This window comes from Bradyrhizobium embrapense (assembly GCF_001189235.2).
Classification (GTDB): Bacteria; Pseudomonadota; Alphaproteobacteria; order Rhizobiales; family Xanthobacteraceae; genus Bradyrhizobium; species Bradyrhizobium embrapense.
Genome location: NZ_LFIP02000012.1, coordinates 76187 through 91563 on the forward strand (window position 1 = coordinate 76187; position 15377 = coordinate 91563).

At 65.0% G+C, this 15377-nt stretch carries 13 protein-coding genes; 7 read left to right on the forward strand and 6 right to left on the reverse strand.

All coding sequences use genetic code 11. The features are described from left to right. Nucleotides 1–107: 107 nt before the first annotated feature. The gene (locus AKN83_RS34045; protein ID WP_050400873.1) at nt 108–2318 is read left to right on the forward strand and encodes a primosomal protein N'; all 2211 of its coding nucleotides are present in this window, start codon (nt 108–110) and stop codon (nt 2316–2318) included. Between the two features lie 101 nt (nt 2319–2419). Here the strand turns inward: AKN83_RS34045 and AKN83_RS34050 are convergent, their stop codons facing one another. Further along, the gene (locus AKN83_RS34050; protein ID WP_050400872.1) at nt 2420–2908 is read right to left on the reverse strand and encodes a septal ring lytic transglycosylase RlpA family protein; all 489 of its coding nucleotides are present in this window, start codon (nt 2906–2908) and stop codon (nt 2420–2422) included. Between the two features lie 630 nt (nt 2909–3538). Between AKN83_RS34050 and AKN83_RS34055 the strand changes: the two genes are divergently transcribed. The 6 genes from AKN83_RS34055 to AKN83_RS34080 all read left to right on the forward strand — a co-directional run bounded on the left by AKN83_RS34055 (nt 3539) and on the right by AKN83_RS34080 (nt 10077). Beyond that, nucleotides 3539–4099, forward strand: coding sequence for a F0F1 ATP synthase subunit delta (locus AKN83_RS34055; protein WP_050400899.1), 561 nt, complete (start codon nt 3539–3541; stop codon nt 4097–4099). Continuing rightward, the gene (atpA, locus tag AKN83_RS34060) at nt 4099–5628 is read left to right on the forward strand and encodes a F0F1 ATP synthase subunit alpha (protein ID WP_050400871.1); all 1530 of its coding nucleotides are present in this window, start codon (nt 4099–4101) and stop codon (nt 5626–5628) included. Before AKN83_RS34055 ends, atpA begins: the two co-directional genes overlap by 1 nt. A gap of 91 nt (nt 5629–5719) precedes the next feature. Beyond that, nucleotides 5720–6598, forward strand: coding sequence for a F0F1 ATP synthase subunit gamma (locus tag AKN83_RS34065; RefSeq protein ID WP_050400870.1), 879 nt, complete (start codon nt 5720–5722; stop codon nt 6596–6598). A gap of 26 nt (nt 6599–6624) precedes the next feature. After that, nucleotides 6625–8067 (forward strand): F0F1 ATP synthase subunit beta, encoded by a 1443-nt coding sequence (atpD, locus tag AKN83_RS34070; RefSeq protein ID WP_050400869.1) that lies wholly within the window; start codon nt 6625–6627, stop codon nt 8065–8067. 116 nt (nt 8068–8183) lie between these two features. Continuing rightward, on the forward strand, nt 8184–8591 hold the full coding sequence (locus AKN83_RS34075; protein ID WP_050400898.1) for a F0F1 ATP synthase subunit epsilon: 408 nt from the start codon (nt 8184–8186) through the stop codon (nt 8589–8591). A 454-nt stretch (nt 8592–9045) separates the two neighbouring features. Beyond that, nucleotides 9046–10077 (forward strand): AraC family transcriptional regulator, encoded by a 1032-nt coding sequence (locus AKN83_RS34080; RefSeq protein ID WP_050400868.1) that lies wholly within the window; start codon nt 9046–9048, stop codon nt 10075–10077. Between the two features lie 15 nt (nt 10078–10092). Here the strand turns inward: AKN83_RS34080 and AKN83_RS34085 are convergent, their stop codons facing one another. The 5 genes from AKN83_RS34085 to AKN83_RS34105 all read right to left on the reverse strand — a co-directional run bounded on the left by AKN83_RS34085 (nt 10093) and on the right by AKN83_RS34105 (nt 15369). Continuing rightward, entirely contained in the window at nt 10093–10599 is a 507-nt protein-coding gene (locus tag AKN83_RS34085) for an RNA pyrophosphohydrolase (protein ID WP_050400867.1), read from the reverse strand. A gap of 45 nt (nt 10600–10644) precedes the next feature. Next, entirely contained in the window at nt 10645–11148 is a 504-nt protein-coding gene (locus tag AKN83_RS34090; protein ID WP_050400866.1) for an RNA pyrophosphohydrolase, read from the reverse strand. Nucleotides 11149–11229: 81 nt separating this feature from the next. Next, nucleotides 11230–12444, reverse strand: coding sequence for a divergent polysaccharide deacetylase family protein (locus AKN83_RS34095; protein ID WP_050400865.1), 1215 nt, complete (start codon nt 12442–12444; stop codon nt 11230–11232). Between the two features lie 151 nt (nt 12445–12595). Further along, nucleotides 12596–13978 carry a S41 family peptidase gene (locus tag AKN83_RS34100; RefSeq protein ID WP_050400864.1) on the reverse strand — a complete coding sequence of 461 codons (1383 nt, stop codon included), beginning with the start codon at nt 13976–13978 and terminating at the stop codon, nt 12596–12598. Then, nucleotides 13975–15369 (reverse strand): murein hydrolase activator EnvC family protein, encoded by a 1395-nt coding sequence (locus tag AKN83_RS34105; protein ID WP_083992364.1) that lies wholly within the window; start codon nt 15367–15369, stop codon nt 13975–13977. The genes AKN83_RS34100 and AKN83_RS34105 overlap by 4 nt, the downstream gene beginning before the upstream one ends. Between the last annotated feature and the right edge of the window lie 8 nt (nt 15370–15377).

Consider the following 15377-nt stretch of genomic DNA (forward strand, 5'->3'; position numbering starts at 1 on the left):
GCGCTGCTAATCTCCTGATTATATCGCACTGCCTTCGTTTACTGTTCGCTAAGACCGCGCAGCGGTGCTAGCCCGGCTCAAAGCTCCGATTCAAAAGCTCTGATTCAATGGACCACACCACGCGCCCCAGCCCCGTCCCCGCATCGACGACACGGATCGTCGACGTGCTCGTGCCTGTCGCGCTGAACCAGACCTATTCCTACCGCGTGCCGCGCGGCATGGAGCTTGCGCCCGGCGACGTGATCTGTGTTCCGCTCGGACCGCGCGAGGTCGTTGCGGTGGTGTGGGCCGAGAACGCCAGGCCGGATCCGCGGCTGCACAACCGGCTCAAGGACGTCAGCGAGAAGCTCGATGTTCCGCCGCTCCGCGCGGAGCTGCGCCAGCTCGTCGACTGGGTCTCCAATTACACGTTGTCGGCGCGCGGCATGGTGCTGCGGATGACGTTGCGGATGGGCGAGAACCTCGGGCCGGAGCGGATGCGGCTCGGGGTGCGCCTGGTCGGCGAGCCGCCGCGGCGCCTGACGCCGGCGCGCCGGCGGCTGATCGAGGTGCTGTCGGATGGCTTGCTGCACGGCAAGTCGGAGGCGGCGCGGGAGGCCGGCGTCAGCTCGGGCGTGGTCGATGGCCTGGTCGACGAGGGCACGCTGACGGTCGAGGCGATGCCGCCGCCCGCGCCGCCTCCGATTCCTGATCCCGCCTTTGCGCAGCCGGATTTCTCGCGCGAGCAGCGCAGCGCGGTCGACGTGATGCGGACGCTGGCGGCGAGCGGCAGCTTTCACGTCGCGCTGCTCGACGGCGTCACCGGTTCGGGCAAGACCGAAGTCTATTTCGAGGCGATCGCGGAGAATATCCGCCGCGGCAAGCAGACCCTGATCCTGATGCCGGAGATCGCGCTGACCGGCCAGTTCCTCGACCGTTTCGCGCAGCGCTTCGGCGTGCGGCCGCTGGAGTGGCATTCGGAGCTCACGCCGCGCACGCGGGCGCGGAACTGGGCGGCGATCTCCGAGGGCAAGGCGCCGGTCGTGGTCGGCGCCCGTTCTGCGCTGTTCCTGCCCTATGCCGATCTCGGCCTCATCATCGTCGATGAGGAGCATGACCAGGCCTACAAGCAGGACGACGGCGCGCATTATCACGCGCGCGACATGGCGGTGGTCCGCGCGCATATCGCAAAGATCCCGATCGTGCTGGCGTCGGCGACGCCCTCGGTCGAGAGCGAGGTCAATGCGCGCAAGGGGCGCTACCAGCGCGTCGCGCTGCCGTCACGGTTCGGCGGCCAGCACATGCCGCATATCGAGGCGATCGACATGCGCCGCGCGCCGCCGCCGCGCGGGCGCTTCATTTCGCCAATTCTGGCCGAGCAGATTCGCCATGCGATCGAGCGCCGCGAGCAGGCGCTGCTGTTCCTCAATCGCCGCGGCTACGCGCCGTTGACGCTCTGCCGCGCCTGCGGCCACCGCTTCGCCTGCACGATCTGCGACGCCTGGCTGGTCGATCACAGATTCCGTCAGCGGCTGGTCTGTCATCACTGCGGCTTCTCGATGCCGCGGCCGAACAGCTGCCCGCATTGCGCCGCCGAGGAATCGCTGGCTGCGGTCGGCCCCGGCGTCGAGCGCCTGCAGGAGGAGGCCGCGAACATCTTTCCCGAGGCCCGCACGATGGTGCTGTCGAGCGATCTCATCACCTCGATCGAGACCATGCGCAGCGAGCTCAACGAGATCGCCGAGGGGCGCGTCGACATCATCATCGGCACCCAGCTGGTGGCCAAGGGGCACAACTTCCCGCGGCTCAACCTGGTCGGCGTCATCGATGCCGATCTCGGCCTCAGCAACGGCGATCCGCGCGCCGCCGAGCGGACGTTCCAGCTCTTGAACCAGGTGGTCGGCCGCGCCGGCCGCGAGCAGGGCCGCGGCGTCGGCTATCTGCAGACCCATCAGCCGGAGCATCCGGTCATCAAGGCTCTGATCGCCAACGACCGCGAGGCGTTCTACGCCAGCGAGATCGATATCCGCGAGCGCACCGGCTATCCGCCGTTCGGCCGGCTGGCGAGCCTGATCGTCTCCGCCGGCGATCGGCCGACGGCGGAGGGCTTCGCACGCAAGCTTGCGGCGGTGGCGCCGCTCGACGAGCGGATCCAGGTGCTCGGCCCCGCCGAGGCGCCGCTTGCCGTCATCAAGGGCCGCTACCGCTTCCGCCTGCTGGTGAAGTCGCTGCGCAATGTCGACCTGTCGCAATATCTGCGCGAATGGCTGGAGGCGGGTCCCAAGACCAAGGGCAATCTGAAGCTCGAGGTCGACGTCGATCCGCAGAGCTTCCTGTAGGCGAGCCACCAAAGAAAAAGCCTGCCGTCATTTGCGACGGCAGGCCTTTGGCGCGAGGCAGGCCTCGCGGCGGATACGCAACGCAACGCTTACTGAAGCGCTTACGAGACGACCTCGGCGGTGACGCGGCCGACGCCGCGGCCGGTCAGGCCGATGGCCCGGGCTGCGCCGGTCGAGAGGTCGAGCACGCGGCCGCGGACGAACGGGCCGCGATCGTTGATGGTGACGACGACGCTGCGGCCGCCATGGGTGACGCGGAGCCTGGTGCCGAACGGCAGCGAGCGGTGGGCGGCGGTCATGGCGTTCTGATTGAAGCGCTGGCCGGAAGCGGTGCGGCTGCCCGACTCATTGCCGTAGAACGAGGCCATCCCCGAGAATGAGTGGCCGCCGGACGGCTGGACCGATGCATTGGCGTCGCGCCAGGACGAACCTTCGGCGCGAGCCTGATGATGATGATGGCGATGATGGTGGTGCCTGGACTTCGCGGACGCCTCCGTCACGCTGCCCCCGACCAGAATAGTTGCGGCTACAAACGCAAGCGCCGTACGCGAGCGGGTCACATTGCCCGTCGCCTTCTTGATATTCAGCATTGATAAGACCCTCAGACAGTATTGCCACTAACGTGGCAAGTGGAACCCCCGTCCCTTCGTTGACCAAGGCCGTTTGGTTTCGCAATGAGGCACGAATTGGGCAGTAAATCCTGATTGTCTCCGGTTGAAATATCTTGTTACCGCCTTGGGGTATTCAATCGAGGTTCCGTAATCTTGTGCATTAACCAATTTTTAACGATCAGTATATTTGCTTATACTGATTAAACGGCTGACGGTAAGTTTTCAGTAAGTAATAGCCAAATGAAACGGCGGCGCGCTTCGGGTTCCTTGCGCGCCCGGCCATGGGCCCATGCAAATTTCGATGGAACAAATCCGCGTCGGCGCGCATCGGAGCGGTTGCGCTGAATTTCCGCGCGTCGAATTTTTCTGATTCGACCGTCCGCTGCGGTCGCCAAAAACCGCGTGCGACAAGGCGGCTCTCACGATGCCGTCATGTTGCACCTGCGCGATTGCTATGTTAGCAAAGCCGCGATTTTAACGGTCCCGGCACGTCCTGTGTCGGTCGAAAATCGAAGTCCCGCTTGAATTCCAAGGGCTTGGATCGCTAGGCGCTGCTTTGGTGGCGACGGTTTTTCCCTTGCGAGTTTGACAGCAAAAAAGAGCGAGCTCGTGGCTGCTGAAGATCCGTCCGTTTCGGGAGTGTCCGGTCGTTACGCAACGGCCCTGTTCGAGTTGGCGCGCGACGAGCAATCCGTCGATCAAGTCCGGGCCGACCTCGACAAGTTCGAGGCCATGCTCAACGAGAGCGCCGATCTCAAGCGCCTCGTCCGCAGTCCGGTGTTTGCCGCGGACGCCCAGCTGAAGGCGCTGACCGCGGTGCTCGACAAGGCCGGCATTGCCGGCACGTCGGCAAAATTCCTCAAGGTGCTCACCGCCAATCGCCGGCTGTTCGCCGTGGCCGATGTGATCCGCGCCTATCGCGCGCTGGTGGCGAAGTTCAAGGGCGAGGCGACAGCGGAAGTCACCGTCGCCGAGCAGCTCAGTGACAAGAATCTCGACGGGCTGAAGGCCGCACTGAAGTCAGTGACGGGCAAAGACGTCGCGCTCAACGTGAAGGTCGATCCCTCCATTATTGGTGGCCTGGTGGTCAAGCTCGGCAGCCGCATGGTGGATAGTTCGCTTCGCACCAAACTCAATTCGATCAAGAACGCGATGAAAGAGGCAGGCTGATGGACATCCGCGCCGCAGAAATTTCTGCGATCCTCAAGGACCAGATCAAGAATTTCGGCCAGGAAGCCGAAGTCACCGAAGTTGGCCAGGTGCTGTCCGTCGGTGACGGTATTGCCCGCGTCTACGGTCTCGACAACGTTCAGGCCGGTGAAATGGTCGAGTTCGAGAACGGCACGCGCGGCATGGCGCTCAACCTCGAAACCGACAACGTCGGTATCGTGATTTTCGGCGCCGACCGCGAGATCAAGGAAGGCCAGACCGTCAAGCGCACCCGCGCGATCGTGGACGCGCCCGTCGGCAAGGGGCTGCTCGGCCGCGTCGTCGACGCGCTCGGCAACCCGATCGACGGCAAGGGCCCGATCCAGGCCACCGAACGCAAGCGCGTCGACGTCAAGGCGCCCGGTATCATTCCGCGCAAGTCGGTGAACGAGCCGATGGCGACCGGCCTGAAGGCGATCGATGCGCTGATCCCGATCGGCCGCGGCCAGCGCGAGCTGATCATCGGCGACCGTCAGACCGGCAAGACCGCGATCGCGCTCGACACTATCCTGAACCAGAAGCCGCTCAACGCCCAGCCGGACGAGAGTCAGAAGCTGTACTGCGTCTACGTCGCGGTCGGTCAGAAGCGCTCCACCGTTGCGCAGTTCGTCAAGGTGCTCGAAGAGCAGGGCGCGCTGGAATACTCGATCGTCGTTGCGGCGACCGCGTCCGACCCGGCGCCGATGCAATACATCGCGCCGTTCACCGGCTGCACCATGGGCGAATATTTCCGCGATAACGGCATGCACGCCGTGATCATTTATGACGATCTGTCCAAGCAGGCCGTCGCCTACCGCCAGATGTCGCTGCTGCTGCGTCGCCCGCCGGGCCGCGAAGCCTATCCGGGCGACGTGTTCTATCTGCACTCCCGTCTGCTCGAGCGCGCCGCCAAGCTCGGCAAGGATCATGGCTTGGGCTCGCTGACGGCGCTGCCGGTCATCGAAACCCAGGCCAATGACGTGTCGGCCTACATTCCGACCAACGTGATTTCGATCACCGACGGTCAGATCTTCCTGGAAACCGATCTGTTCTTCCAGGGCATCCGTCCCGCGGTGAACGTCGGTCTGTCGGTGTCGCGCGTCGGTTCGTCGGCGCAGACCAAGGCGACCAAGAAGGTCGCCGGCAAGATCAAGGGCGAGCTCGCGCAGTACCGCGAAATGGCGGCGTTCGCGCAGTTCGGCTCCGACCTCGACGCCTCGACGCAGCGTCTGCTCAACCGCGGCTCGCGCCTGACCGAGCTCCTGAAGCAGCCGCAGTTCTCGCCGCTGAAGATGGAAGAGCAGGTCTGCGTGATCTGGGCCGGCACCAACGGCTATCTCGATGCGCTTCCGCTCAACAAGGTGAAGGCGTTCGAGGATGGCCTGCTGTCGCTGCTGCGTGGCAAGCACGTCGAGATCCTCAATGCGATTCGCGACAGCCGCGATCTGTCCGACGACAGTGCTGCCAAGCTGAAGGCGGCGGTCGACGGCTTCGCCAAGACGTTTGCTTAACGAGTGGGGCGTCGCCCGGCTCGCCGCCGGGCGTGACGAACAGAGGCTTGCGATCTGACCATTGTGGTCGGATCGCCGGGGTGAACGAAGAATGGCGTCACTAAAAGACATGCGGGTCCGCATCGCCTCGACCAAGGCGACGCAGAAGATCACCAAGGCCATGCAGATGGTCGCGGCCTCGAAGCTGCGCCGCGCGCAGAACGCCGCCGAAGCGGCGCGGCCCTATGCCACCAAGATGGATGCGGTGATTTCCAACATCGCTGCCGCGGCCAACGGCTCGCCCGGCGCGCCGGCACTGCTCGCAGGTACCGGCAACGACCAGGTGCACCTGCTTCTGGTCTGCACCGGCGAGCGCGGCCTGTCCGGCGCTTTCAACTCCGCCATCGTGCGTCTGGCGCGCGAGCGGGCGCAGTCGCTGCTCGCGCAGGGCAAGGAAGTCAAATTCTTCTGCGTCGGCCGCAAAGGCTACGAGCAGCTGCGTCGGACCTATGAGAAGCGGATCATCGAGCATCTCGACCTGCGTTCGGTACGGCAGATCGGCTTCGTCAACGCCGAGGACATCGCGAGCAAGGTGCTGGCGCGGTTCGAGGCCGGCGAGTTCGACGTCTGCACGCTGTTCTATTCGCGCTTCCAGTCGGTGATCGCGCAGATCCCGACCGCGCAGCAGATCATTCCGCTCGAAGTGGCGGCGCCCGCGGCCGGCGTGGCTCCGACGACCTCGTACGAATACGAGCCGGAAGAGGATCAGATTCTCGGCAGCCTGCTGCCGCGCAACCTCGCGGTGCAGGTCTTCCGCGCGCTGCTGGAGAACAACGCCTCGTTCTACGGCGCGCAGATGAGCGCGATGGACAGCGCGACGCGCAACGCCGGCGAGATGATCCGCAAGCAAACCCTGATTTACAACCGAACCCGTCAGGCCCAGATCACGAAGGAGCTGATCGAGATCATCTCCGGCGCTGAGGCGGTCTAAGGCAGATTTTCGAAGGAGAACAGTTCATGGCTACAGCAGCCAACCAGATCGGTCGCGTTACCCAGGTCACGGGCGCCGTGGTCGACGTGCAGTTCGAAGGCCACCTTCCGGCGATTTTGAATGCGCTCGAGACCAAGAACGGCGGCAACCGCCTGGTGCTCGAAGTCGCGCAGCATCTCGGTGAATCGACCGTCCGCACCATCGCGATGGACATCACCGAAGGTCTGGTCCGCGGCCAGGAAGTCATCGACACCGGTGAGCCGATCCGGGTGCCGGTCGGCGAAGGCACGCTCGGCCGCATCATCAACGTCATCGGCGAGCCGATCGACGAAGCCGGTCCGATCAAGTCCGACGGCCTGCGCGCCATCCACCAGGAAGCGCCGACCTACACCGACCAGTCGACCGAAGCGGAAATTCTCGTCACCGGCATCAAGGTCGTCGACCTTCTTGCTCCGTACGCGAAGGGCGGCAAGATCGGCCTGTTCGGCGGCGCCGGCGTCGGCAAGACCGTGCTGATTCAGGAACTGATCAACAACGTCGCGAAGGCGCACGGCGGTTACTCCGTGTTCGCCGGCGTCGGCGAGCGGACCCGCGAAGGCAACGACCTCTATCACGAGTTCATCGAATCGAAGGTCAATGCGGATCCGCACAATCCGGATCCGAGCGTGAAGTCGAAGTGCGCGCTGGTGTTCGGTCAGATGAACGAACCGCCGGGCGCCCGCGCCCGCGTCGGTCTGACCGGCCTGACGGTCGCCGAGCACTTCCGCGACCAGGGCCAGGACGTGCTGTTCTTCGTCGACAACATCTTCCGTTTCACCCAGGCGGGTTCGGAAGTGTCGGCGCTGCTCGGACGTATTCCGAGCGCCGTGGGCTATCAGCCGACGCTCGCCACCGACATGGGCGCGCTGCAGGAGCGCATCACCACCACCCAGAAGGGTTCGATCACCTCGGTGCAGGCGATCTACGTGCCGGCCGACGACTTGACCGACCCGGCGCCCGCCACTTCGTTCGCGCACTTGGACGCCACCACGGTGCTGTCGCGCGCGATCTCGGAAAAGGGCATCTACCCGGCGGTGGACCCGCTCGACTCGACCTCGCGCATGCTGTCGGCGCTGGTCGTCGGTGAAGAGCACTACAACACCGCGCGCCTCGTCCAGCAGATCCTCCAGCGCTACAAGTCGCTGCAGGACATCATCGCCATCCTCGGCATGGACGAACTGTCGGAAGAGGACAAGCTGACGGTGGCTCGCGCCCGCAAGGTCGAGCGCTTCCTGTCGCAGCCGTTCCACGTCGCCGAAATCTTCACCGGTTCGCCGGGCAAGTTCGTCGACCTCGCCGACACCATCAAGGGCTTCCGCGATCTCTGCCAGGGCAAGTACGACCATCTGCCGGAAGCGGCGTTCTACATGGTCGGCACCATCGAAGAAGCCGTCGAGAAGGGCAAGAAGCTCGCCGCGGAAGCGGCCTGAGCTTCAGGATGTCGTCATCGCCGGACTTGATCCGGCGATCCATCGAACGAGAACTTTTTTGACTGATGGACCCGCGGGTCAAGCCCGCGGGTGACAGCGCAAAGAACGGAAAGACCATGGCCACCTTCCACTTCGATCTCGTCTCTCCCGAAAAGCTCGCCTTCTCCGGTGAGGTCGATCAGGTCGACGTTCCCGGTGTGGAGGGTGATTTCGGTGTGCTCGCCGGCCACGCTCCGGTCGTCGCCACGATTCGTCCGGGTATCCTGACCATCACGACCGCCGGCAAGCGCGAGAAGGTGATCGTGCTCGGTGGTCTTGCCGAGGTGTCGGATAAGGGCCTCACCGTGCTCGCCGACGTCGCGACCACGATTGCCGAACTCGATCGTGCGAAGTTCGCGGAGACCATCAAGGAGATGGAAGAGAAGCTCGCCGAGAAGGAAGGCTCTGAGCTCGATCACGCGATCGAGCGGCTCGACCACTTCAAGAGCATCCAGCACGAGCTCAACACCACGGCTATGCACTAAGGCGCGATTGCCGGCCTGCGATCGCGCCATAGCGTCGAGTGAGCCGGCCCCTTCTGAAATCGCTCACACTTTTCCAGCTATCGTCTGCCAAGATTGATGCATTCAACGCTCGCCAAACCCCGGCGTGCGTTGAGTGCCTGTTGCGCCCTGAGCCGTCTGACGGCATCGTGCCGGCATATTTTCTGGGTTCCGCGGCTGGCACTCATGAAACGTAAGATCGCAGCGACCATTGCGGCCGATATTATGGTCTGGTCCGCTCCACGCGATGTCTGCGCCAGGCGCGACAGCCATTGCCAATGCGAACGGCTCCGCGGTCGGTCGGAACCAGGCGGCAACCCGGAACATGTGAAGCAGCTTACAGCGAGGATCGGGCACACATGCCAAGCTGCGCCGCGATGACGAACTGGCCCGACCGCACCGCGATTTCATCCCCCGACGTCACGGACAAGAAGCTGTGCTGACTTTCTCGACCGACGCTCTCCGCCCGCAGGACCGCTTCGAGCACTGGTGCGACGTGCGCGGCAAAAACCTGTTCGGCGTTACCATCGAGCTCGAGCGCGACAGGCGATCCGATTTCCACGGACGCTTTTCCGCGACGCCGGTCGGCGATGCCGTGCTGGCGGAAATGTCGGCTTCGTCCTACCGCGTCAGCCGGACGTCATCCGATATCCGGCGTGTTCCGAGCAACAGCCTGCATCTCGGCTGGCAGGTGCGCGGCCCCGGCCACATGAATATCGGCCGCGACCGCGTCCAGTGGGTCGGCAACGGAGATATGGTGTTCGGCCATTCCAATCTTCCGTTTGCCTCGACGCCGGATCGGACCGACGGCTTTCGCTTCTTCAGCCTCAAGATTCCCGTCACCGACGAACTCGTGCTCGGTGCCCGGATCGAGGACGTGCCGCTGGTCGCGCTGGCGCGCGATGCGAGCCTGACCCGGCTGGTCGGAGCCATGTTCCGCTCCATGACGCGTGATCCGGCGCAAGCCGGGCAGTTCGCCGACGAGGCCACGCATATGGTGCGCCTGGCGCTGCTTGCGCGCGGACGGGTGCGGCCGCGCCAGGATGAGATCCGCGCGGCGCTGCATGCGGGCTACCTCCATGCTGCGCGCGAAATCCTGCTGCGCGATCTGCATCGTGCCGCGCTCACGCCGGCTGCGGTCGCCGCCGAGCTCGGCATTTCACTGCGGCAGTTGCATGCCCTGTTCGAGCCGACCGGACTGTCGTTCGCGCGAACGCTGACGGCGGCCAGGCTGAAGGAGGCGAAGCGGCTGCTCTCCTCGATGCAGGAGCCCGGCATCGACGAGATCGCGTTCGCGTGCGGCTTCGACAGCATCGCGACCTTCTACCGCGTCTTCCGCGCGACCTATGGCATGACGCCGGGCGACGCGCGGCGCCTTCCGTCGCAGGATCAGCACGCGCATGATCCGGAGAGTGCGAAGCGGCTTTCCGGAAAGATCGTGCTCGAACAAGCGTCTAAAGCACGATGACGCTTCAACCTGATGTTATCGCGCTTTAGCGAATTCCGCGAACCGGATCGCGACTGTGCGATAGACCTCGCGGCGGAACGGCACCACGAGGTCGGCGACGCGATCGAGACGCTCCCAGCGCCATTGATCGAATTCCGCGGGCTGGCCGTTGCGCGGCGTCAATGGATCGATCTCGTCGTCGCGTCCGGTGAAGCGCAGCGCGAACCATTTCTGCCGCTGGCCGCGGAATTTGGCGAGCCGATGCGATGCCGGCCCGTCATAGGCCGGGAATTCGTAGCTCAGCCAGTCGGTCTCGCCGAGATAATCGGCATTGACCGCGCCGGTTTCTTCCCACAATTCGCGCATCACGGCCTGGCGCGGATCCTCGCCGTCGTCGATGCCGCCCTGCGGCATCTGCCATTCGAGGCCGGGCAGCACGATCTCCGGACCGTCGTCCTTGATCCGGTGGCCGATCAAAACGCGTCCGTCGCCGCTGAACAGCGCGATGCCTACATTGGGGCGATAGGGTTTATCTGATGACATTTCGACCGGTGCGCCGCGCGTTGATCTGGCCGATTGCCCGGCCAATTACTTGGCCGCCAGACCGGCGAATTCCTTCACGACGCGCTCATAGACCGGACGCTTGAACGGCACAATCAGCTCCGGCAGATTCTTCATCGGCTCCCAGCGCCAGGTGACGAACTCGGCCTTGTGGCCGCCGCCGGGGTGGGCGACGTTGATCTCGTTCTCGTCGCCGGTGAAGCGCAGCGCGAACCACTTCTGGCGCTGGCCACGGTAGCGGCCCTTCCAGGCGCGGCCCGCGACGGTGCGCGGGATATCATAGATCAACCAGTCGGAGACCTCACCGAGCTTCTCCACGGATTTGATGCTGGTCTCTTCATAGAGCTCGCGCCGGGCGGCCTGAAACGTATCCTCGCCGGGATCGACGCCGCCTTGCGGCATCTGCCAGACATGCGCGTCGTCGACATGCTCGATGCCGCCGGCACGGCGTCCGATGAAGACCAGTCCGGCCGTATTCAGCAGCATGATGCCGACGCAGGTTCGATAGGGCAGGTCTTCATAACGTGCCATGCCGCCGCTACCTCGCAGTTCCCGGCGCCACTCCGACCCGGCCCCCCGGCAAGGTCTTGAGTTGCACCAACAGATTGATCTCTAGCCCGATTTTGATTTCAGCATCGCGGTTGTCAATGGCACGAGCATGATGCCTTTGGAGTCCAATGTCTTGAGCCAGGCGCCGAGCCGCTCGATCGAGACCGGCAGCGCCGAGGCGACGCCCACGGCCGTGCCGCGTTCCTTGGCGATCGTTTCCAGTTTGACCAGCGCGCGGTCGATTTCCGCCGATGTCGGCACCACGTCGATAGCGAAATCGGCCTTGGCGAACGGCAACGACTGGCCGGCCGAGAGGCTCTGCGCGACGCTGCGCGGGGTGGAACCGTCGTCGAAAAAGCTCAGGCCGCGCTTGGCCGCCTCGCGCACGATGGGCTGCATCACGGGATCGGTCGCGACGAACCGGGCTCCCATGAAATTGGTGATCCCGGCATAGCCCTGCAGGCGGCTGAGGTGCCAATAGAGACGATCAAGGTTCTGCTCGGCACTCAATGTGGTCAGCAGGGTCTGCGGGCCCGGATCGTTGTCGGGATAGTCGAACGGCTCCATCGGGATCTGCAGCAGGATCTCATGGCGCTGGCCCCTCGCGCGTTCCGCGAGTTTGCCGGGATCGGCGCCGTATGGCGTGAAGGCCAGCGTCACCGCCGGCGGCAGCTTCATGATGGCGTCAGTGGTCTTGGCGGCGCCGACGCCGAGGCCCGCGACCACGATGGCGACCACCGGCATCCGGGCCGCCTTGGCGCGGTCGGCCTCGCCCGCATAGACCGTGAACGGCTTCAGGCCGTCAGCGACCACCGGGATCATGCCGTAGCGCGACTTTTCCAGCAGGCGGGGGTCGATCCCGGTCATCGCCAGTGGCGGCGCGTCGCCATCCATCGCCTTTTCGGCTGGATCGCCGGCGCCGATCACCACGTCCTGGCGCTTGCCGCTGGAGCCGTCGATGATGGTGACAGTCCTGGCATCGTTCTTGGCGTCGCCGGCTGCGGCCGGACCCTTGGCAGCGGATTTGACCGCCGGCTCGGCCGGGGCCTGCTTGTCGTCGGAGGCCGGGGGCGGGGGATTGCGCAGCGTGATGCGGGCCATCGGCTCGCCGCCGAGCGGATTGTCGTTGAACAAAGCGACACCGGCGAAACTGACCAGCACGAGGCCGAGCAGGACGGCGAGCGCCTGCATCGCCGTGAACGGCAGACGGAAACGGCGCGTCCTGCCCACGGTGTTCTGCCCAAGCGGCGTGCTCAGTTCGTCGGCCGCTTCTGCCATGACCCTCCCCGAATCAACAGCGCGAACGATAGCACGATGCGGTGCATTCCCGCGCGGCCGGCCATCCCGTCAAAGCACCGGCGGCGGTGGACGGCGAAAACAGAAAGGGCGGCCCGAGGGCCGCCCTGTTCGTCGAATCAATTGGATCGGATCAGTTCGCGGACTTGTTGGCCGGCTTGTCGGCGGCGGCCTTGTCGCCGGGCGCCTTGTCGGACGGGGCGGCTGGTGCCGGCGTGGCGTTCGAGGTCGACTTGATGCCGTGCAAGAGGTCGTCGGCCATCTTCAGCGCCTTGTCGTCCTTGGCATCCGGCGGGACGTAGGACTGCGAGCCGGTCTTCTCGTCGCCATCGTTCTTCAGATGGCCGCGCAGCGAGGCCTCGCCCTTGGTGTCGGTGCGCGCCTTCAGCTCTTCCGGCACGTCCTGCAGCACCTCGATGTCGGGCACGATGCCCTTGGCCTGGATCGACTTGCCCGACGGCGTGTAGTAGCGCGCGGTGGTCAGGCGCAGCGCGCCGTTGCCCGAACCGAGCGGAATGATGGTCTGCACCGAGCCCTTGCCGAACGAGCGGGTGCCGACCAGGGTCGCACGCTTATGGTCCTGCAGCGCGCCGGCGACGATTTCGGAGGCCGATGCCGAGCCGCCGTTGATCAGCACGATGACCGGCTTGCCCTTGGTCAGGTCGCCGGGATGAGCGGCGCGACGCTGGGTTTCCTCGGCATTGCGTCCGCGGGTCGAGACGATCTCGCCACGCTCCAGGAAGGCGTCGGACACGGTGACGGCTTCTTCGAGAAGGCCGCCGGGGTTGTTGCGGAGGTCGATGATGTAGCCCTTCAGCTTGTCGCCGATCTGGCCCTGAAGGTTGGCAACCTCCTTCTTCAGGCCTTCGGTGGTCTGCTCGTTGAAGGTGGTGATGCGGATATAGGCGATGTCGTCGGCCTCGACGCGCGCACGCACCGAGCGGACGCGGATGTTGTCGCGCACCAGCGTGACGTCGATCGGATTGTCCTGGCCCTTGCGGATGATCTTGAGCTTGATCTTGGTGTTGACCGGGCCGCGCATCTTCTCGACCGCCTGGTTCAACGTCAGGCCCTGCACGGCCTCGTCGTCGAGTGTGGTGATGATGTCGTTGGCCATGATGCCGGCCTTCGAGGCCGGGGTGTCGTCGATCGGCGAGACGACCTTGATCAGACCGTCTTCCATCGTGACCTCGATGCCGAGGCCGCCGAACTCGCCGCGGGTCTGCACCTGCATGTCGCGGAAGCTCTTGGCATCCATGTAGCTCGAGTGCGGGTCGAGGCCGGACAGCATGCCCGAGATCGCGGACTCGACGAGCTTGCTGTCATCCGGCTTCTCGACATAGTCGCTGCGCACCCGCTCGAACACGTCGCCGAACAAATTGAGCTGGCGATAGGTGTCCGACGTCGCGGCGCGCGCGCTCGATCCCATCAGCACAGCGCGGGGCTGCGTGACGAAAAGCGTCAGGGCCGCGCCGGTGGCGGCGCTAAGGAGAATTACCGAAGTCTTGCGCATCATCCGCGAACCTTTTCGCCTTCATTTGCGGTCCACCATGGACCTGGATCGATTGGAGTGCCGTCTTTCCGGAACTCGACATAGAGCACTGGCTGGCTCGCATTGGTCGCGAGAATCGATGCAACCTGGGATGTCGACCCCATGGTCGCAACCGGCTCCCCCGTTAGCACAAACTGGCCGATGTTTACCGAAATACGCTCCATCCCGGCGATCAGGACATGATACCCGCCCCCGGCATTGAGGATCAAGAGTTGTCCATAGCTGCGGAAAGGACCAGCGTAAACAACCCATCCGTCACACGGGGTTGTGACCTGCGCGCCCGGTTTGGCGGCCAAAGAAATGCCTTTTTGTACGCCGCCCGCACCGTCGGAACCGCCAAATTCGCGAATCTTGGTGCCGTTCACCGGATAGGAAAACAGGCCTTTGGCCGAGGCGAAGGCGACCGCCGGGCTCATGCGGGCCGGATCCTTGAGAGCACCCAGATTCGGCTTGCCGTTAACGGTTGCCGGGGCCCCCTGGAGGCTGGCCGTGGCGGCGGCCTTCGCCGCGCTCTTGAGGTCCTGCTCCATCTTGGCGATCAGGCTCTGCAGATCGGCGGCCTGCTTCGACAGCGCGATGGCGCGGGTGCCTTCGGCTTCCATGTCCTTTTCGGCCGCGCTCTGCTGCCGCTGCCGTTCGTCGACCAGTGCGGCCAGGCGGGTCTGGTCTTCCTTCAGCTTGTCGCGGTCGGCCGCCAGCGCATCGCGCTCGGTCGAGATGGTCTTGCGCAGCGCCACCAGTTCGCCGAGATCGGCCGCCAGCTTCTCGGCGCGGACGCGCAATTCCGGCACCACCGCGCCGAGCAGCATCGCGGTACGCAGCGATTGCAGCGCGTCCTCGGGCCGCACCAGCAGCGCCGGCGGCGTGCGCCGCCCGGCGCGCTGCAAAGCGGCCAGCACCTCGATCACTTCGGAGCGGCGTGAATCGAGCGAGCCGCGAATGTCGCGCTCGCGGCCGTCGAGCGGCTGCAGACGCGCCTCGGCATCGGCGATCCGCGTCTCGACGCCGCGCACCTGGCCGGCAATGTCGATCAGCTGCTGGTTGAGCTTGCTGCGGTCCTGGCCCATCGCGGCGATGTCGGCCTTCAGCTTCTCCTGCAGCTCGGTGGCCTTGCGCTGTTGTTCGCGCGCGGCCTCGAGCTCCTGCTCGCGCTGCTTGATGGCGTCCGGCGATGTCTCCGTTGCGGCCTGCTGTGCCGCCGGGGCGGGTTGTGCGGGTGGTGCCGCTTGCGCATACGCTGCTGCCAGCGGAGCGGCGGCGAGCATGATGATCGACACGGGCAGGGATGCCGGCAGCCAGCGCCGGCACGCGGTGCCGAGATGCGAATCCGAAGCTGTGTCCCGCTTGTGCTGCATTCGCGTGG

Excerpts from the sequence above, each read along its gene's own strand:
- AKN83_RS34045 (WP_050400873.1), top strand. The coding sequence starts at position 108 with ATGGACCACACCACGCGCCCCAGCCCCGTCCCCGCATCGACGACACGG.
- AKN83_RS34050 (WP_050400872.1), bottom strand. The coding sequence starts at position 2,908 with ATGCTGAATATCAAGAAGGCGACGGGCAATGTGACCCGCTCGCGTACG.
- atpA (WP_050400871.1), top strand. The coding sequence starts at position 4,099 with ATGGACATCCGCGCCGCAGAAATTTCTGCGATCCTCAAGGACCAGATC.
- AKN83_RS34065 (WP_050400870.1), top strand. The coding sequence starts at position 5,720 with ATGGCGTCACTAAAAGACATGCGGGTCCGCATCGCCTCGACCAAGGCG.
- atpD (WP_050400869.1), top strand. The coding sequence starts at position 6,625 with ATGGCTACAGCAGCCAACCAGATCGGTCGCGTTACCCAGGTCACGGGC.
- AKN83_RS34075 (WP_050400898.1), top strand. The coding sequence starts at position 8,184 with ATGGCCACCTTCCACTTCGATCTCGTCTCTCCCGAAAAGCTCGCCTTC.
- AKN83_RS34085 (WP_050400867.1), bottom strand. The coding sequence starts at position 10,599 with ATGTCATCAGATAAACCCTATCGCCCCAATGTAGGCATCGCGCTGTTC.
- AKN83_RS34090 (WP_050400866.1), bottom strand. The coding sequence starts at position 11,148 with ATGGCACGTTATGAAGACCTGCCCTATCGAACCTGCGTCGGCATCATG.
- AKN83_RS34095 (WP_050400865.1), bottom strand. The coding sequence starts at position 12,444 with ATGGCAGAAGCGGCCGACGAACTGAGCACGCCGCTTGGGCAGAACACC.
- AKN83_RS34100 (WP_050400864.1), bottom strand. The coding sequence starts at position 13,978 with ATGATGCGCAAGACTTCGGTAATTCTCCTTAGCGCCGCCACCGGCGCG.
- AKN83_RS34105 (WP_083992364.1), bottom strand. The coding sequence starts at position 15,369 with ATGCAGCACAAGCGGGACACAGCTTCGGATTCGCATCTCGGCACCGCG.